Origin of the sequence: Paenibacillus sp. EKM10P (genome assembly GCF_011800655.1) — a bacterium.
Lineage (GTDB): Bacteria > Bacillota > Bacilli > Paenibacillales > Paenibacillaceae > Paenibacillus > Paenibacillus polymyxa.
The window spans coordinates 596,715-621,962 of sequence record NZ_JAALET010000001.1 but is presented as its reverse complement, the minus strand read 5'-3'; the positions used below and the strand labels follow the sequence as shown (position 1 = coordinate 621,962).

At 44.4% G+C, this 25,248-nt stretch carries 23 protein-coding genes and 1 tRNA gene; 3 read left to right on the top strand and 21 right to left on the bottom strand.

The annotated features are described in order from the left end of the window. Positions 1–155: 155 nt before the first annotated feature. The 10 genes from HFE01_RS02790 to ilvB form a co-directional block, all read right to left on the bottom strand. Positions 156–226, bottom strand: a tRNA-Gly gene (locus HFE01_RS02790). Between the two features lie 107 nt (positions 227–333). Next, positions 334–2,475, bottom strand: coding sequence for a bifunctional diguanylate cyclase/phosphodiesterase (locus HFE01_RS02785; RefSeq protein WP_019686643.1), 2,142 nt, complete (start codon positions 2,473–2,475; stop codon positions 334–336). A gap of 341 nt (positions 2,476–2,816) precedes the next feature. Continuing rightward, entirely contained in the window at positions 2,817–3,920 is a 1,104-nt protein-coding gene (locus HFE01_RS02780) for an ATP-binding protein (RefSeq protein ID WP_019686642.1), read from the bottom strand. Positions 3,921–4,257: 337 nt separating this feature from the next. Further along, a complete protein-coding gene (locus tag HFE01_RS02775) occupies positions 4,258–4,674 on the bottom strand; it encodes a hypothetical protein (protein ID WP_016820546.1) in 417 nt (138 codons plus the stop codon). Between the two features lie 259 nt (positions 4,675–4,933). Further along, entirely contained in the window at positions 4,934–5,473 is a 540-nt protein-coding gene (locus HFE01_RS02770; RefSeq protein WP_013370083.1) for a peroxiredoxin, read from the bottom strand. 322 nt (positions 5,474–5,795) lie between these two features. Then, on the bottom strand, positions 5,796–6,872 hold the full coding sequence (leuB, locus tag HFE01_RS02765) for a 3-isopropylmalate dehydrogenase (RefSeq protein WP_044785876.1): 1,077 nt from the start codon (positions 6,870–6,872) through the stop codon (positions 5,796–5,798). A gap of 200 nt (positions 6,873–7,072) precedes the next feature. Continuing rightward, on the bottom strand, positions 7,073–8,614 hold the full coding sequence (locus HFE01_RS02760) for a 2-isopropylmalate synthase (RefSeq protein ID WP_013370081.1): 1,542 nt from the start codon (positions 8,612–8,614) through the stop codon (positions 7,073–7,075). Between the two features lie 124 nt (positions 8,615–8,738). After that, positions 8,739–9,731: a ketol-acid reductoisomerase gene (ilvC, locus tag HFE01_RS02755; RefSeq protein ID WP_013309387.1), complete on the bottom strand. Its 993-nt coding sequence runs from the start codon at positions 9,729–9,731 to the stop codon at positions 8,739–8,741. A gap of 162 nt (positions 9,732–9,893) precedes the next feature. Beyond that, the gene (ilvN, locus tag HFE01_RS02750; protein WP_016820552.1) at positions 9,894–10,379 is read right to left on the bottom strand and encodes an acetolactate synthase small subunit; all 486 of its coding nucleotides are present in this window, start codon (positions 10,377–10,379) and stop codon (positions 9,894–9,896) included. A 1-nt stretch (position 10,380) separates the two neighbouring features. Continuing rightward, entirely contained in the window at positions 10,381–12,126 is a 1,746-nt protein-coding gene (ilvB, locus tag HFE01_RS02745) for a biosynthetic-type acetolactate synthase large subunit (protein ID WP_107733938.1), read from the bottom strand. Positions 12,127–12,739: 613 nt separating this feature from the next. Between ilvB and HFE01_RS02740 the strand changes: the two genes are divergently transcribed. Beyond that, a complete protein-coding gene (locus tag HFE01_RS02740; protein WP_016820557.1) occupies positions 12,740–13,180 on the top strand; it encodes a GNAT family N-acetyltransferase in 441 nt (146 codons plus the stop codon). A 34-nt stretch (positions 13,181–13,214) separates the two neighbouring features. On the opposite strand, the gene HFE01_RS02735 is transcribed toward HFE01_RS02740, so the two are convergent. The 9 genes from HFE01_RS02735 to HFE01_RS02695 form a co-directional block, all read right to left on the bottom strand. Beyond that, on the bottom strand, positions 13,215–13,565 hold the full coding sequence (locus tag HFE01_RS02735) for a hypothetical protein (RefSeq protein ID WP_017426630.1): 351 nt from the start codon (positions 13,563–13,565) through the stop codon (positions 13,215–13,217). A 258-nt stretch (positions 13,566–13,823) separates the two neighbouring features. Continuing rightward, entirely contained in the window at positions 13,824–14,783 is a 960-nt protein-coding gene (locus HFE01_RS02730; protein WP_010349245.1) for an ABC transporter permease, read from the bottom strand. A gap of 1 nt (position 14,784) precedes the next feature. Then, positions 14,785–15,864, bottom strand: coding sequence for an ABC transporter permease (locus HFE01_RS02725; protein ID WP_107733939.1), 1,080 nt, complete (start codon positions 15,862–15,864; stop codon positions 14,785–14,787). Next, the gene (locus tag HFE01_RS02720) at positions 15,857–17,395 is read right to left on the bottom strand and encodes an ABC transporter ATP-binding protein (protein ID WP_025364391.1); all 1,539 of its coding nucleotides are present in this window, start codon (positions 17,393–17,395) and stop codon (positions 15,857–15,859) included. The genes HFE01_RS02725 and HFE01_RS02720 overlap by 8 nt, the downstream gene beginning before the upstream one ends. Positions 17,396–17,532: 137 nt before the next feature. Then, positions 17,533–18,570 carry a BMP family lipoprotein gene (locus HFE01_RS02715; protein ID WP_016820568.1) on the bottom strand — a complete coding sequence of 346 codons (1,038 nt, stop codon included), beginning with the start codon at positions 18,568–18,570 and terminating at the stop codon, positions 17,533–17,535. Between the two features lie 367 nt (positions 18,571–18,937). Beyond that, positions 18,938–19,297 (bottom strand): 50S ribosomal protein L20, encoded by a 360-nt coding sequence (gene rplT / locus HFE01_RS02710; RefSeq protein WP_007429517.1) that lies wholly within the window; start codon positions 19,295–19,297, stop codon positions 18,938–18,940. 52 nt (positions 19,298–19,349) lie between these two features. Next, entirely contained in the window at positions 19,350–19,550 is a 201-nt protein-coding gene (rpmI, locus tag HFE01_RS02705) for a 50S ribosomal protein L35 (protein WP_007429516.1), read from the bottom strand. 20 nt (positions 19,551–19,570) lie between these two features. Then, the gene (gene infC, locus HFE01_RS02700; protein ID WP_007429515.1) at positions 19,571–20,068 is read right to left on the bottom strand and encodes a translation initiation factor IF-3; all 498 of its coding nucleotides are present in this window, start codon (positions 20,066–20,068) and stop codon (positions 19,571–19,573) included. Between the two features lie 320 nt (positions 20,069–20,388). After that, a complete protein-coding gene (locus tag HFE01_RS02695) occupies positions 20,389–21,627 on the bottom strand; it encodes a glycosyltransferase family 2 protein (RefSeq protein WP_044785873.1) in 1,239 nt (412 codons plus the stop codon). Between the two features lie 599 nt (positions 21,628–22,226). Here HFE01_RS02695 and HFE01_RS02690 point away from each other — a divergent pair. Continuing rightward, positions 22,227–22,754, top strand: coding sequence for a phosphatase PAP2 family protein (locus tag HFE01_RS02690; protein WP_013370069.1), 528 nt, complete (start codon positions 22,227–22,229; stop codon positions 22,752–22,754). Positions 22,755–22,805: 51 nt separating this feature from the next. Next, positions 22,806–23,939 (top strand): MGDG synthase family glycosyltransferase, encoded by a 1,134-nt coding sequence (locus HFE01_RS02685; protein WP_404925993.1) that lies wholly within the window; start codon positions 22,806–22,808, stop codon positions 23,937–23,939. A gap of 44 nt (positions 23,940–23,983) precedes the next feature. Here the strand turns inward: HFE01_RS02685 and trmB are convergent, their stop codons facing one another. Together trmB and HFE01_RS02675 are read right to left on the bottom strand one after the other, a co-directional pair. Next, a complete protein-coding gene (gene trmB, locus HFE01_RS02680; RefSeq protein ID WP_016820575.1) occupies positions 23,984–24,697 on the bottom strand; it encodes a tRNA (guanosine(46)-N7)-methyltransferase TrmB in 714 nt (237 codons plus the stop codon). Between the two features lie 104 nt (positions 24,698–24,801). Beyond that, on the bottom strand, positions 24,802–24,999 hold the full coding sequence (locus HFE01_RS02675) for a hypothetical protein (protein ID WP_013370066.1): 198 nt from the start codon (positions 24,997–24,999) through the stop codon (positions 24,802–24,804). Between the last annotated feature and the right edge of the window lie 249 nt (positions 25,000–25,248).

Below are 25,248 nucleotides of genomic sequence, written 5' to 3'. Positions count from 1 at the left end.
AATATTTAATATTGTATTATTTATCAGCGTGAAAATAGTTCGCAGGAACGCAAAAAGCCGGGATCCCCCATTGGTATCCCGGCTAAAATATATTCTTATTGCAAACAAAATAAAAACCCTTGAGTCACAAGGGTTTCGAAATTTTAAAAATCGTAAGCGGGTGATGGGAATCGAACCCACGCTATCAGCTTGGAAGGCTGAAGTTCTACCATTGAACTACACCCGCATTATATAACATCTTGATTCTTATGTATGACATGCACAAAACTTTGTCAACTAACTGAATCAGGATGGTATTTAGTATAACTTACCTTTTTGTAAAATGCAAGCATACTAGACGCCATCCTGAGCCAGCCAATTCACAGGTTTACGTAAAAACAATTTTTCAAAAACTTCTGCCGGAATGGGACGGCTAAAATAATACCCCTGACCTTCATGACAATCCTGCGCCTGCAAAAATTGAAGCTGCTCCTCATTCTCCACCCCTTCAGCCGTAACCTTCAGCTTCAAATGGTGAGCCATAGAGGCAATGGTAGATACAATGGCCGCATTTTTGCTGTCAACCAGTACCTCATTTACAAAGGACCGGTCAATTTTCAGACGATCAATCGGAAGATTTTTCAAATAATGCAATGAGCTATAACCCGTTCCAAAATCATCAATACTGATTGCAACACCAATAGCTTTTATTTTTTTCAACTGTTCAAAGGCCCGGTCCTTATCAAAAGTCATACTCTCGGTAATCTCCAGCTCTAAATAGCGTGCCTCCAGTCCCGTATCGGACAAAATGCCCCGAATGACATCAACCAGCTTTTTTTGCTGGAATTGGCGCATGGATAAATTGACCGAAATCGGAATCGATGGATACCCCAGCTCCTGCCACTGCTTATTTTGGAGACATGCCTCACGCAACACCCATTCCCCCAAGGGCACGATCAGGCCACTTTCTTCAGCTACTGGAATAAAATCACCCGGCATCACCATCCCGCGATGAGGATGATTCCAACGCACCAGCGCTTCTAAACTCGTTAGCTCGCCACTTTGCAGGTGGACGCGTGGCTGATACACCAATGAAAATTCTTCATTTTCAAGCGCACGCCGCAAATCATTCTCCAACTGGAGTCTTTCATGCGCTCGCATCTGCATCGCACTAGCATACCGCTGAAAATTCACCCCTTGCTCCTTGGCACTATGTACAGCAGTATCCGCCTGTTGAATAAGTTGTTCGCTCTGATTCGCATCCGACGGGTACAAAGCTATGCCAACGCTCACCATCACATGATAAGACTCCCCATTAATATCAAACGGCTGATCGAACAGCTTCACCATATCATCAATACGATTTCTCATGACATCTGAATCTTCGTAGCCCATTAGAAGAAAGGCAAATTCATCTCCACCCATGCTAAAGACCGCTTCACCTTCGCGGCAAAAATGCCCCAAGCGTTCGCCTACCGCATACAGCAAATAATTGCCTGCCGTATGCCCAAGCGAATCATTAATCGCTTTGAAACGATCAATATTTAGCACTAAAAGCGCTACTGTCTCATCAGATTTCAATGAATGGCGCAATATTTTATCCAGGCGCTGGGAAAGACGTCGCCGATTGGGGAGGCCTGTTATATCATCGTTATAAGCAATATGATTAAATTCAGATTCTGCCGCCTGTTTTTCCCGATAAGGAACCAGAACCATAAGCCGGACCAGACCGCTCAACAAATTATAAAACGCAATCACGTTAGTCAAAAGTCCTATAAGATGATTGATATCACTCATTTGCTCAGCAAATAAATAGAACAACTGGCTCACAACACACAGCCCAATCCCACGAACCATAAGCAACATGCCCAATTCCGCGGGGCGAACTTTCCGATATTTTCGTACTCCAAAAATAAATGTGAGTACCAGCAGTAACATGACAACCAGATTCAACGTCCAGCCCAGGTTACCTAATTCGTACCGTATACGTAGATCCGGTAAGCCTGCATCATATGCCTTTATAACTCCTAGAATCAGCAACGTGCAGCCTATCCCTGCCCACAAAGCCACTGTCTTGTATTCTGACTTCGTCTTTCTAAATGGAAGGGAACAAACGAATAAGAGCATGACCGAGGTAAAGGCACGATTTACAAACAGCAGCCACAACGAAATGCCCGGAGACAAAGCAAAGTCCGTCAGGCTTACGAAACTAAACGAAACGATATGAACAAGATAAAGCAGACCAGCCACCAAAAACGTTGGGGCAATAAGAAGTCTCTGCCAGGTTAACTGTTCCAGCAATACGGACCAGGATTGATAAAAAATAGAAAAACAAATCGCCGCACAGGCAAATCCTATAATCGGATATACCAAGAAAAATACATTATAGGAGTATATTTTATTCAAAGTTACGTGAAATAATTGCACTAAGACAAATAAAACTATGGCGGCAATTCCAATGCCTATCGTTTTTTTTACTTCCAGCCGTATATTCATTCAGCCTCTTCAGCCCCCTGCATATCGGAGATTCCGATCATCTAAGACGTTTGACAGCTTTGGAAGCCGTTGTTTAAGTCTATAGTATCAAAAAAAATGTTGTATTCTGGTATATAATAGCATTTAATCTGTGAAAGGTGAATCATTTTTTTGTTCTATATTCATGAATTTATTTTCGCATTTATGCAAATGCACATGCTTACAGTACCAAAAAAGCGCATCATCTTTTCAGATCATGCGCTTCAGATGACATTTTTCAAATAGGTGATACCTATACCCCAACGCTGCACACCACAACAGAAATAGTATGTACAGGACCCCTCTGCGAAAATCTCATCATATTAGACTACAGGAAGTGTGATTTTAAATTGTGTACCGCTTCCATGTTTACTGTCTACATGAATGAAGCCTCCGTGATTTTTGATAATACGATAGCTCACAGCCAATCCCAAGCCGGTTCCACTTTCTTTTGTTGTAAAAAAAGGATCGAATAAACGCGCCAATGTATTGTGATCCATACCTAAGCCGTTATCCTCAATGCAAATGTGCACATAAGAGCCCTCAAGCACGGTATGGATATCAATGCATCCCTCTCGTTCCCCGCTGATGCTTTCAATGGCATCCATTGCATTTTTAATCATATTGAGGATAACCTGCTTAATCTGCTTCACGTCAATGGAAACCTTCATGAGCTCATCATTTTCATCCAGTACGATCTGGCAGCCCTTCATCAACGCCTCGCTTTCTGTCAGCATCACTACTTCTTTCAACAGTCCCATCACAGATACAGCCGTTTTTTGTGGAGCAGAAGGCTTGGACGAATTTAAAAACTCATAAATAATGTCGTTCGCACGATCAATCTCGGTTAAAATAATACGGGCATACTCATCCCTGCCCAACTCCACCAAGTGCGGCCGAAGCAATTGAATAAAACCCCGGATTGCAGTAAGCGGGTTACGGATTTCATGGGCGATAGAGGCCGAAATACGTCCCAGCATCGCAAGCTTGTCGTTTTGATACGCCGTTTGCTCAATCTGCTTATAATCCGACACATCCTTTACACTAAACAAAAAATCGCCATCCATCTGATCACCGTAGGTCACTGTTATCAACCAATGCCGACCATACTCATCAATCAACTCATGATAGCGCTTTCTATGAAAGATAGTTTCTTTATAAATCCGCATGATTTTCTTCTTCTTAAACCGACTTAACTCAGGATGATGCAAAATTTGCATCAGGTTGCGACCCGCGAGCGAACTACGTGGTAGCTCCAGTAATCTCGCCATTTGCACGTTAATAAAGGTCAGTACCCCGTCACTGTCAAACAGCATGATACCACTATCCAGGTTCTCCAGTACATTTTCATACTTATTATTGGCGATCTGTGTGGAAGGGCAAGCTCCCACGGTATCAAGCAAGGCTTCTTGGAATTCACTGATCATGCCAGGCTTCCCCCTTGTATCGGAATGATAAACTGGCCGTATCGGACGTGTAATATTCTTGAAGAATAGAAAGGTATCTATCGATTACCCTTCAAATGGTGTAGAAAACAGTTTCAATCAACTCCGACCATTTTTTTCGATTCGAGTCTTATTTTATGATAGACAAGATTAAGGATCACAGTCAATCGGAAAAAGTGTCGAATCCACATTTTTATCTTATTTTCTTTCGTCATAATATCTGCGCAACATTACCAAAATAAAAAAATAAGTTAAAAATAAGCGCCCTACACACCAAAGAAGCTCTCCAGATTTGAGAGCTTCTTTGGTGTGTAGGATGTCAACTGCCGCTCTTATTATGTTGAAGCCGGGATCGTCTTTGACTCATAACAGCCAGTCTTCTCTTAAGCTCTCCCTGCCATTTCTCATCATTCATTTGTTTGGCTACCGTCAATAAATCCAGCGACATGTCAATTTGGCGCTTCACAATTTCAACTGCATCTTCACTCTCACGATTTACACAATTTTCAAATATCGTATCATCGTCTTCCATGACATAATCCTGAAAATCAATCTCGGATGCCCCATCTCCATGTGCATACTCAGCCAAAATTTCATACTCATTTTCGACTTTATAATGAACTTCAATGCGACGACATACCGGGCAAAACAGCAAAGGAACATTATGGACTTGGGTGCGGTAATGCTTCAGCGTTCCCTTGGTTCCTACCATGCTTGCTCCACAGCAATAACTCATCCGGGCTCAGCCTCCTCTGAACAAAACCTGTTCTGCCTTGTTTATCTTCTACAATACCTTATTCGCTTTCATCAGGCAAAATTCCTCCAGAACACAACAACATTTCCATAATTATTTGTTACTTCACTCTGTATTACATGATTCAGACAGGCTATTCCTATAACTCCGCTGCATAGCGCAGGCAAGCAAGCCCCCAACAACGGTAAAATAACCGCTTGTTGGGGGCTTGCTTGTTTAAGTTCAACTTGTAAAGCTAATATTACAGATTTTTATCGCCTGGTTTCCAGTTCATTGGGCACAAGCCACCGGATTGCAAAGCTTGCAGTACACGCAATGTTTCTTCTACACTGCGACCTACATCATTGTGGTTAACCACTTGATATTTCAGTTCGCCTTCTGGGTCAATGATGAACAAGCCGCGCAATGCAACGCCTTCTTCTTCGATCAGAACACCATAGTCGCTTGCTGTTTTTTTCGTGATGTCAGAAGCCAACGGGAAGTTCAGTTTGCCCAGACCGTTGTTTTCTTTAGCTGTGTTGATCCATGCTTTGTGGCTGTGCACGGAGTCTACACTGATACCCAAAATTTCAGTATCCAGCTCTTTGAATTGGTCAGCTGCATCGCTCAATGCTGTAATTTCTGTTGGGCATACAAAAGTGAAATCCAGTGGATAGAAGAAAAATACGAGCCACTTGCCACGGTAATCGGAAAGTTTCACCGAGCCAAATTCTTGACCGTCTCCAGATACTGTTTCCAATGCAAAATCAGGTGCGGGTCTTCCTACCAATCTTTCTGCCATAATGTGAAATCCTCCTTTAAAATATGTAAGAAAAACACCAATTGTGTTTTCCTCAATCATCTGTATTGTAATAAACCACCTACTTGATAAATGTTATCATTCGCTGAAATCAAAGTCAATATTGTAACCATTACTTTTTTATAATTATTTTAAACTAGCTTAAAAATTCACAATTTATTCACATTTCAACAGCTTTCTGATATGCAAGTAGCTCCTGAATACTCAGGAGCTACTGTGTCAAACATTTGCTATAAAATTATACTGTATAACCTCACTATATAATAGGAAGCTTTTTTACAGAACAAGTACGTTTCCGGGGACTTTAGCGAATAGCTGCTGCGATCAAATCGCCCATTTGAGTTGTCGAGATCGCTTGTGATTTATCCACTGCGATATCTGCCGTACGGTGTCCTGCATCCAGTACCTCAGCTACCGCCTTCTCAATAGCGTCAGCTGCTTTCTCGTACCCGAAGGTGAGGCGGAACATCAAAGCAACGGACAAAATTGTTGCAATAGGATTCGCCAGTCCTTGACCTGCAATATCAGGCGCCGAGCCGTGCACCGGCTCATACAGACCGAAGCTGCCTTCTCCCAGTGATGCAGATGAGAGCATACCGATGGACCCGGTCAGCATAGCTGCTTCATCACTAAGAATGTCACCAAACATATTTTCCGTTACGATGACGTCAAAACTAGATGGACGACGCAACAATTGCATGGCACAGTTATCAACCAATACATGCTCAAGCTCGACATCTGGGTAATCTACAGCGACCCGGTTAACGACTTCACGCCACAAACGGGAAGTTTCCAGTACATTAGCCTTATCCACCGATGCGAGTTTTTTGCGACGTTTTTGTGCAATTTCGAAGGATTGACGAACAATACGCTCTACTTCTGTTACATTATATGCGCAAGTATCGACCGCTTCTTCCCCCTGAGCACTCTCTCGTCTGTACTTCTCACCGAAATAAATGCCGCCCGTCAGTTCGCGCACCACGATCAAGTCCGTTCCTTCCAATACCTCTGGTTTCAATGTAGACGCGTCCTTGAGACAATCGAAAACGACAGCAGGACGAAGATTTGAAAATAGACCGAGCTCTTTGCGAATACCGAGCAATCCGGTTTCAGGACGAAGCTCCTTAGGATTGTTGTCCCATTGTGGTCCACCTACCGCTCCCAACAGCACGGCATCTGCAGATTGACATACGGCCAGTGTTTCTTGCGGCAATGGAGTCCCCTTCTTATCAATGGCAATCCCGCCGAACAGCGCATGCTCTGTTTCAAATGAGAGGCCAAACACTTCTTCCGTACGTTTCAAAATTTTCTCTGCCTCTGCGACCACTTCAGGTCCGATTCCGTCTCCCGCTATTACTGCAATCTTTTTAACGTCTGCCATCACGTACACTCCTCTTGTTATACAGCCATACAGCCGTATTTCTCATACCTTCTTTGTAACATATTTGGGAGGGCTTTGACCAAGATATAGAATCTATCAATTCAATAGGCTTAGCCTATAAGCTGATTTTTTCATCAGAGAATAAGAAAACAGGACCGATACCGATCCTGTCTATACTCATTCCTTGGGCCTGTATAAAATTAGGATTTATAGTCTACGCGATTGCTGTAATTTTTACGCTTGTCGATCAAACCGTTCAGTGCATCCACATAAGCCCGTGCACTTGCTTCCAAAATATCGGTGCTTACCCCACGTCCCTGTACAGATATTCCGTTCTGAGTCAGCACCACATGTACTTCCCCTAGAGCGTCCTTGCCATGGGTAACAGATTTAATGGAGTAATCAGAAAGTACAACACTCTCGCTGCTGGCTTGATCAATCGCGTTATAGATCGCATCGACTGAACCATTCCCTTCAGCTTCTGTCTCAATCACCTGACCTTCATCGTTAACCAGTCGCACTTGTGCGGAAGGCGTAGCCTTGTTCCCATAAGTTACGAAAATGGTTTCCAGCTTGAAGACTTCAGGTGCATCGGCCAATTTTTCTTCCAGCAATGCCAGGATATCATCGTCCGATACTTCCTTCTTCTTATCAGCCAAATCCTTAAACTGCCCAAAAGCGCGATTCAAATCTTCTTCGTTCAATTCGTAGCCCAACTCAACCAAACGCTCCCGGAAAGCATGACGCCCTGAATGCTTGCCCAGTACCAGCTTGCTTTCTTTCAGACCGATACTTTCCGGTGTCATAATTTCATAGGTCGTCTTTTCCTTCAGCATGCCGTCTTGGTGAATACCTGATTCGTGCGCAAAAGCGTTGGCACCCACGATCGCCTTGTTGCCCGGCACTACCATCCCCGTCAAACGGCTAACCAATCGGCTCGTGCGTGCAATTTCAGACAGTTGCAGAGACGTTTTGGCTTGGAAAAATTCCTGTCTCGTCTCCAGTGCCATGGCGATTTCCTCAATGGCCGTGTTTCCAGCACGTTCACCGATACCGTTAATAGTCCCCTCGATCTGATCTGCACCGTTCAGGATCGCAGCAAGCGTATTAGCAGTAGCCATTCCCAAGTCATTGTGGCAATGTGCACTCAACTGAATCTTCTCCACATCGACCACATTTTGCTTGATATGTTTGAATATATTTCCGTATTCGTAGGGTGTTAAGTAACCTACCGTGTCTGGAATATTGACGACAGAAGCCCCTTCCTGTACAGCCATGGTGACCATTTCAACCACAAAATCAAGCTCCGTACGCCCTGCATCCTCCAAAGAAAACTCCACTTTTGGCAAATACTTCAATCCATAACGAATGGCTGCACGGGCAGTTTCCAATACCTGTGCCTTCTCCATCCGCAGCTTATGCTGACGATGAATTGGAGAGGTTGCCAAAAAGATATGGATACACGGGTCCTGTGCTCCCTTAAGCGCCTCGCGAACCGCATCAATATCCTGTTCCCTTGCACGCGAAAGGCCAATAACGGTCGAATTTTTTACAGCTTTTGCTACTGCATTAACAGCCGCCAGATCACCCGGAGAAGCAGCCGGGAACCCAGCCTCCATACGATCGATTCCCAGCTTTTCCAGCTGATGAGCGATCTCTACTTTCTCACGAGTATTCAAGTTCACGCCAGGTGACTGTTCTCCGTCTCTCAACGTTGTGTCAAATATATATATTTTGCGCAACCTAACGCACCTCCTCAGGATTTGGACCCTTAAATTACAATGCGGCTCACGCAATAAGCAGGGCCGCATTGTAATTAATATTTATAAATAATTCATGTTGTCGAGCTTATAGTACAAAAGGTTGTTACTTTTTGATCCAATGCATCATTTCACGCAATTGTCCGCCCACCACTTCAATCGGATGGTTAGCTTCATTACGACGAGTAGCCGTCAGGAATGCACGTCCAGATTGATTTTCAAGGATGAAGTCACGAGCAAATTTACCTTGTTGAATGTCAGTCAATACATCCTTCATAGCTTTCTTCGTATCTTCTGTTACCACACGTGGTCCAGTTACATAATCGCCATATTCTGCTGTATTACTGATGGAATCACGCATTGTTGCCAATCCACCTTCATACATCAGGTCAACGATCAGCTTAAGCTCATGCAAACATTCGAAGTATGCCATCTCAGGAGCATATCCGGCTTCAGTCAATGTTTCAAAGCCCGCTTTTACGAGTGCGCTCACACCGCCACACAATACCGCCTGCTCACCGAACAGGTCCGTCTCCGTTTCTTCACGGAAGGAGGTTTCAATTACGCCTGCACGTGTACAGCCAATGCCTTTTGCGTAAGCAAGACCGATTTCTTTGGCTTGGCCTGTTGCGTCCTGTTCAATTGCGATCAATCCCGGTACACCAAACCCTTCCACATAGGTACGACGTACCATATGTCCTGGGGATTTTGGAGCAACCAGCAATACATCGCTATCTTTAGGAGCTACGATTTGTCCAAAATGAACATTGAAACCATGGGAGAACAAAAGTGCTGCGCCTTTTTTCAGGTTAGGTTCGATTTCGTTTTTGTAGACAGAAGCTTGAGTTTCATCAGGCAACAAAATTTGAACCACATCTGCACGGCTTGTTGCATCAGCTACGTTCAGAACTTCAAAACCGTCGTTTCTTGCGACATCAGCTGATTTGCCTTCACGCAAACCAATAACAACATTTACACCACTGTCACGCAAGTTTTGTGCTTGAGCATGTCCTTGGCTACCGTAACCAATTACGGCCACTGTTTTTCCTTTCAATACGCTGAGTTCTGCATCTTTTTCGTAGTACGTTGTAACTGCCATGGTTAATTTCCTCCTTTTAATTGGACCCTTCATAATGAGCGGGTAGTCCAAGAGACTTCGCCTCTGAATGGCATTTAAAAATCTCTTCGAGCACCCGCTCTTATGCGGGCGGTTCTTTAATGATGTAATGCGCTATAAGCGGTAAATCGTTAAAGCTTCATATTATGCATTGCCACGTATCATAGCTGTAACCCCGGTTCGGGTCAACTCGCGAATACCATAAGGCTTCAGCAATTCGATCATTGCATCAATTTTTTCGGTATCGCCAATGACCTGAACGATCAAGCTCGTCGTACCAACATCAATTACGGCTGCTCTGAACGTTTCTACCACACCCATAATTTCTGGTCGCTGAGGCGGTTCGGCCTTTACCTTAATCATCGCCAACTCCCGAGCAACCATCGGCTTGGAACTGAGATCGATGACCTTGATCACATCAACCAGCTTATAAAGCTGCTTTTCAATCTGCTCCAGGTTGTTCTCGTCTCCTACAGTCACTATGACCATACGGGATAATCCAGCTTCTTCCGATTGACCGACGGTGATGCTCTCAATGTTAAAGCCACGGCGGCCAAACAGTCCAGATACACGTTGCAAAACGCCGGGATGATCATTTACCAGTACAGCAATGGTATTTTTCGTCGTCATTTTACTCGTCCCCCATCAGCATTTGATCAATGGTCGAACCTTGCGTCACCATCGGATATACATTTTCTTCCTTGCTGACTACAAACTCGACAACGACCGGTCCGGGTGTATCAAGCGCCTCCTGCCAAGCCCGACGTGCTTCTTCCTTATTCGTAGCACGCAGCCCTTTGACACCGTATGCTTCGGCCAGTTTCACAAAATCCGGGCTTCCAGCCAGATCAATGTGACTGTACCGATTGTCATAGATCAATTCCTGCCATTGGCGAACCATCCCAAGTACCTGGTTGTTGATGATTACGATTTTGACCGGAATGTTATTGATTGCACAGATGGCTAATTCCTGCGAACACATCTGCATACCGCCGTCTCCGTTAATCGATATTACCAATCTGTCGGGATTGGCCATCTGAGCGCCGATGGCAGAAGGGAAACCAAATCCCATCGTACCCAGTCCACCCGAGGTAACCCATGAGCGTGGCTGATTGAATTTGTAATACTGTGCTGCCCACATTTGATGTTGTCCTACGTCCGTCGTAACGATTGCTCCGCCCTTGGTCGTTTTATCCAACAATTCGATAACCCATTGTGGCTTAAGCACCGTTTCAGAATCCTTATAAGAATAAGGCTTCTCTGCCTTCCATTGCTGAATTTGCGCTCTCCATGCATCTGCCAGGTCTGCGCGTTTCACATCCTGATTCAGTAATTCCAAAACTGCCTTCACGTCGCCTACGATTGGAATATCCGCGGCAACATTTTTTCCAATCTCCGCAGGGTCGATATCAATGTGTACGATCTTTGCTTGAGGAGCAAATCCATCCAACTTGCCAGTCACCCGATCATCAAAGCGGGCACCGATACAGATCAGTAAATCTGACTGCTGAATCGCCTGGTTGGAAGTGTATGTTCCGTGCATTCCCGGCATCCCTGTCCAGAGCTCATGTCCACTTGGGAATCCTCCCAATCCAAGCAATGTTGTCGCAATTGGAATTTCCGTTTTACGAACAAACTCGTAAAGTGCTTCATGTCCGCCGGAGTATACAACTCCACCACCTGCCAGAATGAATGGACGTTCTGCTTCGGCAATAGCTTGCGTCAGCTTGTCTAGTTGAATTTTGTTGGGCAACACTTTCGGGTTGTAACCCCGCATGGTCACAGGTTCCGTCTGTGGAACAAACAACGTCTGGGCTGCGGAGACATCCTTCGGAATATCAATCAGTACTGGTCCTTTTCTGCCTGTGTTGGCAATATGAAATGCCTCATGGATGATTCGCGGCAGATCCTCTACATCTCTCACCAGATAGCTGTGCTTCGTAATCGGCATTGTAATTCCCGTGATATCAGCTTCCTGGAAAGCATCTGTACCGATCAGGGAAGATACAACGTTGCCCGTGATGACCACCAACGGCACCGAATCCATATAAGCCGTCGCAATGCCAGTTACCAAGTTTGTTGCTCCAGGTCCGGAAGTCGCGATACAGACACCAACTTTACCGCTTGCCCGTGCATAACCATCTGCCGCATGAATAGCTCCTTGCTCGTGACGAGTGAGGACATGCTTGAAATCCTTGAAGCCGTACATGGCATCATAGATATAAAGCACCGCACCACCAGGATATCCGAAGACACAATCCACTCCCTCCAGCAAAAGGCTACGGAGTAAAATTTCCGAACCTGTAATCACTTCAGGTTTCATCCACTTTTCACGTAATTCATCGGTTGACCTAACTTCAGGAATTTGTGCACTCATTGGTCATCCTCCTTTACAAAATTTACATACAGCTGACATTTGTGAAAACAAAAAAACCTTTCATCCCTAGAACAGACTTGCTGTTACTGAGGGACGAAAGGCTGTAGCTTCCGTGGTACCACCCGTGTTTGCCCGATATTTTGCAATATCGAACCTTAGTAGGTACAGAAATCACAAAGGATCTCCATATCTGACGTCTGTAACGTAGACCGTACGATTTTCCCTAATAGGCGATTCAGCGCACCGTTAATATCATTGGGCCCAAATACTTTTCAGGAAAACAGCTCCAAGGTGAGCTCGTTAAAAAGGGATTTTGGTGAAGCTTGCAGCTAATGCCTCACTCTCTGAACAAAAGAGCCCTAATCACTTCGTCCTCTTCATTGCCGTTGTGTTCATGTCATTCTTTCAAATGTTTAGACACATTATATGTCCCCCATCTGGGATAGTCAATACCCATATTTCATAAAAATTTATGTTTCTCTTCTTAAGCACCTTTGAGTCGCACGCTTGTAAGAGGTGCCCGCATATGATAAAAAAGACCGCACAGTGAGACTTTGTACTCCTCCGAAGCCATGACATATCTTGTTAAAAGGGTAAAAAAGGAGGCCCGTTTATGATTCGCAAACGATGCGCCCAAGATGACAAAATGATCTTTCGTCTAATCGAGCAAGAGCTTGTCCCCCTATCGCATTTAAGTGCCCAGGAAATGGATCAAATACGCAAAGAATTACCCCGGCGCTTAAACCGGGGCATCACTTTTGTAGCTTGCAGACCGGATAATGCACAGGTTGTTGGCTTCATTCATGTTATGCTGCATGGAGAACTATTATACATTGATTTGATCGCAATCTCTTCGGCTCAGCAAGGTAAAAGATACGGAAAAAAGTTGCTGGAGTATGCCGAGCAATATGGCCGATTGCGACGTTGCAAGCGGGCTAAAGTGATGGTGGACGAAGACAATGTGCGAGGGATCCATTTTTATCTACGTCATCAATATCATATGCTACGATACGTGGCTCTAAGCCGATGTCACGAACTCGAAAAGTCACTGTGAAAAGTATAGTTTTCGGGCTCAAGATTTTGTAAAACTAAAAAAAGTTAGGGTAAAAAGGATTACCTACCCCGGGGTAGCCCCCGTCTGTGTACGGTCCATATTGCGGACCATATCCTGGACCTCCATAACCTGGTCCTCCATAACCTGGACCGTAGCCACCGTAGGCACCCACGTATGGAGCTGTGCCGATGGCCAGCAAATCAAAAAGCACCAGAGGAATAATCGCTTTCGTGTTTACTTTTTTCTTACGGTTTGGTTGGAGAATCAGTCGGTTACCCGAAATGCGAATCAGCTTGCCACTGACCCGAGAGCCATCCTTACGTGTAGCGAAGATGACTTTGCCGACAAGCTTCTCCACCTGCTTTCTGGTTACTGCCTGTTTCATCGTATTTCCTCCTTCTTTCTCAACGGATGGACAGATTGAACGGCTCCTTGATAGCTCACCACCACCACAAAATAGACTGGAGCTGACAGGGGCCGAGCGTCCGTCCAATCTGCATAGCACAGTCTATTCCATTCAAGCCATAAGCGTATGTTTAAATGCCTGCACAATGTAAAAAAAATCTGGTACCTGCACATGCAGATACCAGATTTTCATATACACCAATATGTGTATTTAAAAACATTAGTTGTCTATGAGTCATTAACGCTTGCTTGGATCATACAGTTGACCCAAAGCGGCCGGAGCGCGTGAACGTCCAACTGCCGCTACCAGCACAATAATTGTCAGGAGATACGGCAACATAAAAATAATTTCCTGGGGAATACTTTGCGACCATGCAAACAACTGCACATAGTTGCGAATGGCTTGTGAAAAACCGAAAAACACTGCCGCTCCAAAAGCACCGAGCGGATTCCATTTACCGAAAATCATAGCCGCAATAGCAATATAGCCCTGCCCTGAAACGGTATTATGTGAGAACATATTGGTTGTAGTCAAAGTGATCGTAGCTCCACCAATCCCAGCCAACGCACCACTAATCATAACACCGATGTAACGAAGGCGATTGACTTTGATCCCCACTGTATCGGCTGCACCCGGATGCTCCCCTACTGAACGCAAACGCAAGCCAAACGGAGTTTTATACAAAGTAAAGTAGCCGATAATAACTAATAGAATAGCTAGATATGTCGTTGGATAGGCTTGGAAAAATGCTTTTCCTGCAATCGGAATATCCACAAGATAAGGAATGGATATCTCGTTAAAACCTTGAATTCGGCCGGTGTCCCCATCACCCTCAAATAACAGCTTAACCATGTACAGCGTACTACCTGCTGCCAGAAAGTTAATGACAATCCCGCTGATTACCTGATCAGCCTTGAACGTAATAGAGGCTACAGCATGAATTAGCGAAACCAGAATACCGAACACCGCAGCTGACAGCACACCTACCCAAGCCGCAGAGGTGCCACCTAATCCTGCTTGCTCAGCATAAAATCCGCCCACACCTGCCGCAAACGCACCAAACACCATAAGACCTTCCAGTCCAAGATTCGTTACACCGGATTTTTCCGAAAAAACTCCGCCAAGAGACGCAAAAATAATCGCCGTCGCAAAAACGAGCGTTGTATGGATTAATTCACCAAGTGTTAACCAACTCATTTTACAACACCTTCTCTTTCTTCCGCTTGGAGTAGAGCGGCTTCACAACCCAACGCACAATACCTTGGGCCGCAATGAAGAAAATAATCGAGCCAATAACTACCCGGATAATTTCTGGTGGTACATCCGCGCTAAAGCTCATCCCCGCAGAACCATACGTGAGCGTTCCGAACAAAACAGAACCGAGCAACACACCGAACGGATTATTCATCCCGATCAAAGACACAGCGATACCGTCAAAGCCGGCTCCTGGTGATCCTGCCATGACAGATTGATAATGGAAAACCCCCAGCACCTCAAAAGCGCCAGCCAATCCGGCAAAAACACCACTAATAAACATCGCTTTTATGATATTACGATTTACATTCATACCTGCATAACGGGATGCATCCTGATTAAATCCGACAGCCCGAAGCTCATAGCCCTGCTTTGTTTTCCACATGAAAATATAGAAAAACACTGCCGCCAGCACAGCAATAACTGTGCCCCAATGAACTCGAGCATTCCCCATCATCTGGGACAACCAATCAATGGAAATAGAAGCGGAAGGTTGGATATCCACAGAGCGATTTTCACCTTCCATAAGTGCGAACTGATTAATTACCAAATTAGCCAAATACAGACCGATCCAGTTCATCATAATACATGTAATAACTTCGTTCACGCCTCGCTTGGCCTTCAAATAGCCAGCAATCGCAGCCCAAAGGCCTCCGAAAACTGCTCCTGCGATCACAGCCAGCGGTGCGTGAATGATAGCAGGTAGCCCATGAAGTTTGATACCCACAATCGAAGCAGCTGTCATCCCGACCAAAAACTGACCTTCACCACCGATGTTAAACAACCCGGCACGAGCCGCAAAAGCAAATGCCAAGCCTGTTAAAACCAACGGTGTCATCTCACGGATCGCTTCGCCAAAGTTGTAGGAATCTCCATACACACGGCTAAACAAAGCGGAATAAGCCACAATAGGATCATACCCGCCAATCAACATCACGATAGCACCCAGAATGAGGCCTAGAATAATAGAGACCAGAGCCAGAACAAAGGAGTCTTTTGTGAATATTTTCAATAGGTTAGCCATTCTCTACTCCTTTCTTCACTGCACTTCCTGCCATCATCAGTCCCAGTTCCTGGTCATTCGTTTCTTCAGGCAGCACTTCCCCGACAATCTTGCCCTCATAAATAACAGCAATTCGATCGGATACATTCATAATCTCGTCCAGCTCAAAAGAAATGAGCAGTACCGCTTTACCTTGGTCCCGCTGAGCAATCAATTGTTTCTGAACAAACTCAATAGCTCCGACATCCAGCCCACGTGTAGGCTGCGCCGCAATGAGAAGGTCTGGGTTTTTATCAATTTCACGCGCTATGATTGCCTTTTGCTGATTCCCGCCAGATAGCGATCTTGCCTTGGTATGAATATCTGGTGTTCTCACATCAAACTTCTCGATAAGACTTTTTGCCTGTTTTTCTATAGCATCCTTGTTCAAGAAGCCGTTTTTACTGTAAGGCGCCTGATAATACGTCTCCAGCACCATATTTTCACTCATGGAAAAATCGAGCACCAATCCATGCTTATGGCGGTCCTCCGGTATATGTGAAACGCCTGCCTCTGAAATTTTGCGCGGTGGCTGATTTGCCAGTTCTGTTCCGAGCAAACGGATACTTCCGCTATCCACCTTGCGCAAGCCTGTCAAAGCTTCTATTAGCTCACTCTGTCCATTGCCGTCTACTCCGGCAATCCCCAAAATCTCGCCGGCCTTGACCTGCAGGTTCAATTCATTCAGAACATGAATGCCATCCTTGTTTTTAGAAATTACTTTGTTCATTTCCAGTACAGTTTGTCCTGGTTGAGCAAGCTTCTTATCCACTTTAAAGGACACACGACGGCCCACCATTTTCTCCGCCAACTCATTTGGTGTTGTTTCAGATGTTTTAACCGTGTCAATAACTTTACCTCGGCGAATAATCGTAACCGTATCTGCAATTTGCATAATTTCTTTGAGTTTATGAGTGATAAGAATAATTGATTTGCCTTCAGCTACTAAGCGCTTCATAATGTCCAGCAACTCAGAGATTTCCTGTGGTGTCAGCACCGCTGTTGGCTCATCAAAAATTAGAATATCTGCACCGCGATAAAGCGTTTTGATAATTTCCACACGCTGCTGCATACCAACAGATATATCCTCAATTTTGGCATTCGGATTTACCTGAAGTCCGTATTGTTCAGACAACCGCTGTACTTCTGCGGCAGCCTTTTTATAATTGATTTTCAGACCCTTACGTGGCTCCGACCCAAGGACAATATTTTCGGTTACGGTAAACGGCTGTACGAGCTTAAAATGCTGATGCACCATGCCGATCCCCAGATCAATTGCCTTATTTGGGCTATCAATCTGTACGGGGTTCCCTCCCATTTCAATGGTCCCTTCATCCGGCTGATACAGTCCGAAAAGAATATTCATAAGCGTAGATTTACCCGCGCCATTCTCACCCAAAAGGGCATGAATTTCTCCCTTATGCAGCTTGATGCTGATGGAGTCGTTGGCAACGATGCCGGGGAATCGTTTTGTAATTTGCTTTAACTCAACGACGGGGGTCGCTGCATCCATGAGATCACCCTTATACACTTTATAGTATGTGCTCCAATGAGCTGATTTTGACCGTTATAATCTTATAACTCCAGACGTAAGAACAAGGCTAGTCTTATGAACCAGCCTTGTCGCCACCTTTATGTTCTTCACCTAACTTATTTCGAAGGAACTGTAATTTCGCCTTTAATGATTTTTTGCTTGTATTGTTCTACAAGATCAAGCACGTCTTTAGGAACGTTTTTCGTAGATGTATCTGCCAAACCAATTCCGTTATCCTTCAGAGCCAGTGTTTCGACACCGCCCTTAAACTTACCGTCAATTACTTCTTGGGATACGCGTTTTACTGCTTCATCTACGCGTTTTACCATCGACGTTAATGTTACTTCATCACCAAACTCAAGGGATTGGTCTTTATCTACGCCGATAACCCATACTTGCTGACCTTGCTGCTTACGTGCAAGTGCTTCGTTAAATACGCCTGTTCCTGATCCGCCAGCTGCATGGAAAATAATATCTGCACCATCGTTGTAGATCGTTGCTGCTGCAGCTTTACCTAAATCCGGTTTATCAAACGCACCCGTATAGTTCACAATCAGTTGTGCTTTTGGATTTACAGCCTTAATCCCTGCTTCAAACCCTTTTTCAAAACGTTTGATCAACGGGCTGTCTTGTCCACCCACAAAACCAATTTTGTTTGTTTTAGTAAGCTTACCAGCTACAACCCCTACCAGGAAGGAACCTTCATTTTCAGCAAATACAACCGATTTGACATTAGGCGCATCCACAACACTGTCAATGATCGCCAAATTTTTGTTCGGATTGTCTTTTGCTACTTGTCCAATCGCATTCGCCAGATTAAAACCGATACCCCAAGTCAGGTTAAAATCACCTTTAACGAATTGGTTCAGGTTAGGAATATAATCTTGGTCGGATTTACTTTGCAGGTATTTAACTTTAACGCCTGATTCTTTCTCAATAGCTTGAAGTGCCTCCCAAGCAGATTGGTTAAACGATTTGTCGTTTACTCCGCCCACATCTGTAACCATGCCAAGTTGGACATTTGATGTTTTGGCAGAACCGCCTGCTTCTCCACCATTTGCGTTGGAAGCACCTTGATTTTTGTTACCGCAGCCTGCGAGAATGACCGAGATCGCCAGCAGCATAACCAAAGACATACTAAACAATTTCTTCATGCTGATACTGTTCCCCCTTAGTGTTAGATCCCTGGACTGTCTCTTTTCTTTAGAAAATGTATTTCATTTTCATGTCATTTACTGACGAGACAGATCGTACAGAAGACTTACTTTAGAGATTATACAATTATGATCGGCTAAAATCTAGACAATTAATAACCTTGGGTCAATTTTTTTTAGAATTCTAAAAATGTAAGCGTTACAAAGTTGAAAAAACCATACATTCTATCATCATACGTCATATTTATTCGTATTTTGAAGAAAATGAAGTCTTTTTTAATGTTAAGTATGTACAAAAAAAGGCGTCCCTACACAGCGTACTGCTCGGGACACCTTTGTTACCACTTCCGTGGTTTTCACGCCTTAATTAAGCGTTGATTTTACCTTTAGCAACAGTTGCCAAAGAGTTGAATGCATTAATATCATTGACTGCAAGATCAGCCAAGATTTTACGGTTAATGTCTACACCAGCCAATTTCAGACCGTGCATCAATTTGCTGTAAGACAAACCATTCAAACGAGCTGCTGCGTTGATACGCACGATCCACAGTCTGCGGAAGTTACGTTTCGTCTGACGACGGTCACGGTATGCGTAAACAAGCGATTTCATTACCTGCTCGTTAGCTGTTTTAAAAATGCGGTGTTTGGAACCAAAATAACCTTTAGCAAGCTTCAATACTTTTTTATGACGACGACGAACGACGAATCCGCCCTTTACTCTTGCCATATCAAAAGACCTCCCAAATAATGTTTATACTTTATTTATTGCCGTGCTTATGCTATTTCAGGTTAGCAAGACCTTGTTTCAAACGTCTAACGTCCCCAGGTGCCATCTCAGGGTTAGTACCCAGAACGCGTTTTGCACGTTTGGATTTGTGGGAAAGCAAGTGGTTTCTGTAAGCTTTGTAACGCGTCACTTTACCAGTACCGGTAATTTTGAAGCGGCCTTTAAGGCTGCTATGTGTTTTCATTTTTGGCATTGAACTTCCTCCTTAATTTGTCATTGACTCTTTGGAGCCAATATCATAATCATGCTGCGTCCTTCGAGCTTGGGTTGGCGCTCCACGGTACAAAGATCAGCAACTTCCGTTTTCACACGTTCGAGAATTTTTTGACCCACATTAGCATGGGTAATTTCGCGACCACGGAAACGAACAGAGCATTTCACCTTGTCCCCTTCATTCAGGAACTTCACCACATTGCGAAACTTGGTTTGGTAGTCATGTTCCTCGATGTTGGAACGGAACCATACCTCTTTGATGTCAACGATCTTCTGGTTTTTACGGGCTTCCTTTTCTTTCTTTTGTTGCTCATAGCGGAATTTTCCGTAATCCATAATCCGACACACGGGCGGCTTCGCTTGAGGCGCCACGTTCACGAGATCCAAGTTTGCGTCAATCGCCATTTGCAAAGCTTCACGAGTCGGTTTAATCCCGATTTGTTCCCCGTTTGCACCAACTAGACGTACTTCTCTCACTCGAATCTCATCATTGATCATATGTTCCTTACTAATAACCCTCCACCTCCAGAACCTGTTATTGTTGTATTGTGTTTAAGCACAAAAAAGGGATGACGACTATGCAGCCGACATCCCTGTCTGATACTCAATTCATCATGAAAGTTCAATTCACAAATCATTGGATCATGACCAGCCGGCAATACCGGACAGGTGAGAAGTCGGTCCTTCTACTTGTTAATCCATACTTTTCAATTAACATACTCAAATATCATATCATGTTACTACTGAGTCGTCAACACTTTTATAAAAACAGTTGAAGCCCAGCCTCTGTAGGACACAAAGTTTTACTTTATCGTCCATTAACCTTGCTTGCTCTGAACCTCTTCCAGACGAACGACACGCGTATGCTGGGTGTGACTCCATTGCTTGTTGTTCTGTGTAAAGAACGCATAGAACGTAATCGGATACCACGAAATCAGATAGACCGGGAACAGCAGCAAGTACAAATATACTTTTTTGAACGTGACCTTTTCCAAGATCATCGCGATCAAAAAGGTAACAATATTCAGCCCCACAGCCACAAAACCGGTCCAAGCAGGGAATTGTACGTAGATATTTTCAATATTGGGTCCACCAAATAATGCAATATCTATCCACATCGCTACTGTCATCAAGAAGGTAAACAGTACGATATACACGTTCAGACCATAAAGAGCCATATCGAATTTAATCAGGCTTCTATGCTTGATACTCTGCCACAACAATGGGAAGAAATAACGACGAGCAACCGTAAAGTGACCTTGCATCCAGCGCAGACGCTGTCTGGACGAAGCTTTGAACGTCAACGGCTTCTCATCATATACCTTGGCATCGTAATTAAATCTTGGATATACGTTGCGTTGTGTACAACGCATAGTGAATTCCAAATCCTCTACCAGACTTGTTGCACCCCAGCCCATTTCCTTGAGCAGATTTGTTTCAAAGCACATGCCTGTACCACCGAGGAAATTAGCCATATTAAGGTTGTGACGTGACAACTGCCACAGACGGTTGATGTACCAATAAGATACCCCGTATGCGGCTGTGATCCAAGAGTCCTCAGGATTCTTAGTATCAATGTATCCCTGGATAACACGGGCGCCTGAGCACAAGTCATTGTTCATTTCGCTCAAGAAATTGGTATGCGCCAAATTGTCAGCATCAAACATGACAATGGCATCATATTGACGCGGCATAGCCCAGAGCTCCTTGAGCATCCACTCAATAGCATAGCCTTTACCACGCAAATTCGGATTCGTACGTTCACATGCATTCATGCCGTGAGCACGAACGATGTCCGCTGTCTTATCTGTGCAGTTATCACAGATTACGAATACGTCGTACAGCTCCTTTGGATAGTCAAGCTGCTTTAGATTTTCCATCAATGCTCCGACAACTTGTTCTTCATTGTGGGCAGCGACTAAAATGGCAAATGATTTTTCTGGAGCCGCCTGCTCTTTCCTTTTCTTGCGAACCAATCCGAACAAGGAGAATGCAAACTGATAGACTGCGATCAACGCCAGTATAATCTGGAGCGTCACAAAAATAGCGTCTAACATGATCTCTTGTTACCCCCTTTTTATACCCCTTTAAAAATCTTGCGTTTGTCTGTTTTCTATCTGTGTAGCGCAAGTTGCGGCGCTTTGTGCGCCTTTTCTGTAGTTTTGACCCGACCCTTGCTTTCTTCTTTCGGCTCTGCGCAGCCCCTTTTGGCTGACACAGGAATGCCATTACGATTTTCGTTGGTTTTCAATCTTTTGTCAAAGCCCCTAAACGGGTCTCAGCAGCAAAAAAACACGACAAATTCCCGTTTGAACCGAGAATGCGGCGCTGGACCTCTCATTCATGACGCTTAGGTCTTATTTTCATCCATTTGCTAACTTTTTATTTCTTTGGTCCCTCCTTTTTGTGGGCCAATTAGCAACCACTTCTAATCACTCTATCTTATTAGACGGATGAACGCAAAGAAAGTTATACAAAACGGCTTATATTCCATTAACATTTTTGTGTAGAATTGAACCAGGTAAGTGGTGATTCTTGAAATGAACAGCGTTTAAAAATATGATGAGAGCAAGAGAATAATTACTTAGATCTAATTCTGTCAAATGGATTCAAAATATTTGCCGACAGACCTGAACCGGCAACCGGAGGAAACCAAATGCAACGTCTAGTCGTAAAACTTGTAAATCTGGAGCAGCGATTGTTCAAATGGATCAACGGGCGCTTACACAACCGTTTTTTGAACTTTTGGCTGTACTATCTCACACATTTAGGCGGGGCTACCTTTACAATAGCCTCTACGCTTCTGATTTGGTGGCTCGCTCCGTATCCATGGAAAGATTCCGGCATGAAGGGAGCTATCGCTCTTGCGGTCAGTCACATTCCCGTGGCTATCGTCAAAAAGCTGTATCCGCGGATACGCCCGTACTTAGCGCTACCAGGTACGAATACATTCCGCAATCCCTTGTCGGATCATTCTTTTCCCTCAGGGCATACAACCGCTATTTTTTCGGCTACCGTTCCTTTTATGCTGCAGTCACCCATGCTAGCACTGTTGCTGTTGCCTGTAGCGATAATTGTAGGTTTTTCTCGAATTTACCTGGGGCTTCACTATCCCACGGATGTACTTGCAGGAGCAGTCATCGGAACGTCTGCAGCAATAGGAACGGTTGCATTCTGGCCTTAAAGCCGATATGGTATGATTGAGAACATCCCAGCAGGAACAGGTGAAATGAGAGTGGCTAAAAAACGAGTGTTATTATTATCGGAAGGTTTCGGTGCCGGACATACTCAAGCTGCCTACGCGCTCTCAAGCAGCTTGCGGAAGCTTTCTCCGGATGTGCAGACAAGAGTGCTGGAGCTGGGGAGCTTTTTGAATCCGAGAATGGCCCCGCTTATTATTACAGCATACAAAAAGACTGTTGTATCGCAGCCTCGCCTAGTCGGATTGGTTTACCGTCATCAATACAAAAAATCATTAAACCGTCTTACAACGCTCGCTTTGCACCGTCTGTTCTACACACAGACCCGGAATATTCTTCGGCAGCTTCGTCCCGATTTGGTGGTATGTACTCACCCCATCCCAAGCGCGGTCATTTCACGTTTGAAGCGTTTAGGTCTACATGTCCCGCTGTGTACCGTCATAACAGACTACGATGCACATGGAACATGGATTAGTCCTGAGGTTGACCGGTACTTTGTATCTACGCCTGAAGTCATGCGTAAGCTGCGCGCGCGTGGAGTACCCGTATCAAAAATCCAGGTGACCGGCATTCCGGTGCATCCCAATTTTTGGGAACATCCAGGGCACGATGAAATCAGAGAACAATTTGGACTTAAACCCATCCCGACAGTACTTGTTATGGGCGGCGGCTGGGGCCTGATGAATGACGAATTTATACATCGTTCACTTACCGATTGGAGAGAAAAGATTCAATTTATTTTTTGTTTGGGGCATAATGATAAAATTCGTCGTAAAATGGAGCTAGATCCCCGGTTTAATCATCCAAATATTCATATTTTCGGATTCACACGGGAAATCGACAAATTAATGGAAGTATCGAATTTGCTCATTACCAAACCCGGCGGAATGACATGCACCGAGGGGTTGGCCAAAGGGATTCCGATGCTGTTTCACAAGCCTCTCCCTGGACAGGAGGAGGAAAATTGTCAGTATTTTACGGCTCAAGGCTTCGGAGAACCGATTACTTCGCTGGATGTTGTCGTTAAATGGATGAACCGGCTGCTATACGATTTTCCAGAAATCGTTCGCAAGCGACAGGAGCACATTCATAATATAGCGCGATATTATCCTCTTCAGAGCGCACAGAGTATTTTGGATATACTGGAACCAAACAGGGTGCTTTCCTAAAAGGAAGCACCCTGTCTTGTTTACTTTATTTATTTTGTCTGCTTTTACTTTCCGTATTTTTCAAGCCGTGTTTTTCCGTACTCTTCCAAAGCGTCTTTACCAATCAGCACCTCGACGCGATGAATATTCATACCTTTACCCATGAACTTTTGTTCATATTCCGTCATGACATGCTCCTCATTGATTCCATCACGATGAAGGTTTAACGAAATATTCGTCATTTGCAGACCGCTGTCAGCGAATGAATTCAGAGAAAACTCAAACAATGTCTCCGAATCTGTCTTAAAATGAATTTGTCCTCTGCTATTCAAAAGCTGACGATACTTGTCCAAAAAACGCGGATGCGTCAAACGACGGCGAGCATGCTTGGCTTTAGGCCAGGGATCGCTAAAATTCAGATAAATGCGTTCTACTTCCCCTGGTTCGAAAACATTCTCGATCTGTTCGATGTTTGCCAGTGCCAATTTGATATTGGGCGGTGTAACAACCTCTGAATCACTCCAGGCCAGGCGGGACTTTTCCGTAGCACGGCGAACCAGCTCATCATACATATCAAAGCCGATATAGTTAACCTCTGGATTTCGGTAGCTCATTTGGCTTATAAATTGCCCTTTACCCATACCAAATTCCACATGAATGGGACGATCATTACCAAAAAGCTGCTGCCAATTCCCCTTATACTGTGATGGCTCCAAGATGACCAGATCTTGCTGTTCTTCCAGACTTTCACGTATTCCTTTTCTTCCGCGTAAACGCATGTTACTCCTCCATATGCTCTGTTATCAAGGAAAAAGGAATTCCACCCCCGCTTGAAGATACGGAAATGAAATTCCTTTTTCAATATATTTGGATTGGGGTCCAACTAGTTTAATTGTTCATAGTCTACCCCATCAGCAGGTGAAAAATCAATTGTCTTTTGGCAAGCGGCTCTGATTTTTTGACGTGCAGCCGTTCCAATCTGACGATCCTGCCCAAAACGGACACCAGTCAATGCTAACGCCTCATCAAAGGTTAACTCAACAGTAACTTTATCCATACGCGTCTTATCCTGCGTATTCATAAAAGATCACCTCACGGGTTATTTGTGATGGAACCGACGTGCACTTCCCCTAAAGCAGGCGATAGAAACAGCATAGCTGCCTCCCTGAAGAATAATCATTAGCGGCTGATAAGTTTTTATCTTCAGGATTAAAAACAGTCCTTTTATCATATGTCTGGTACCGCTTACAATATAACATATTGTGTAACCTTTTTCAATCCGGAAAGCGATAAAATCCGCACTTTTTAATGACTTTCTTGGTCAAGTGAT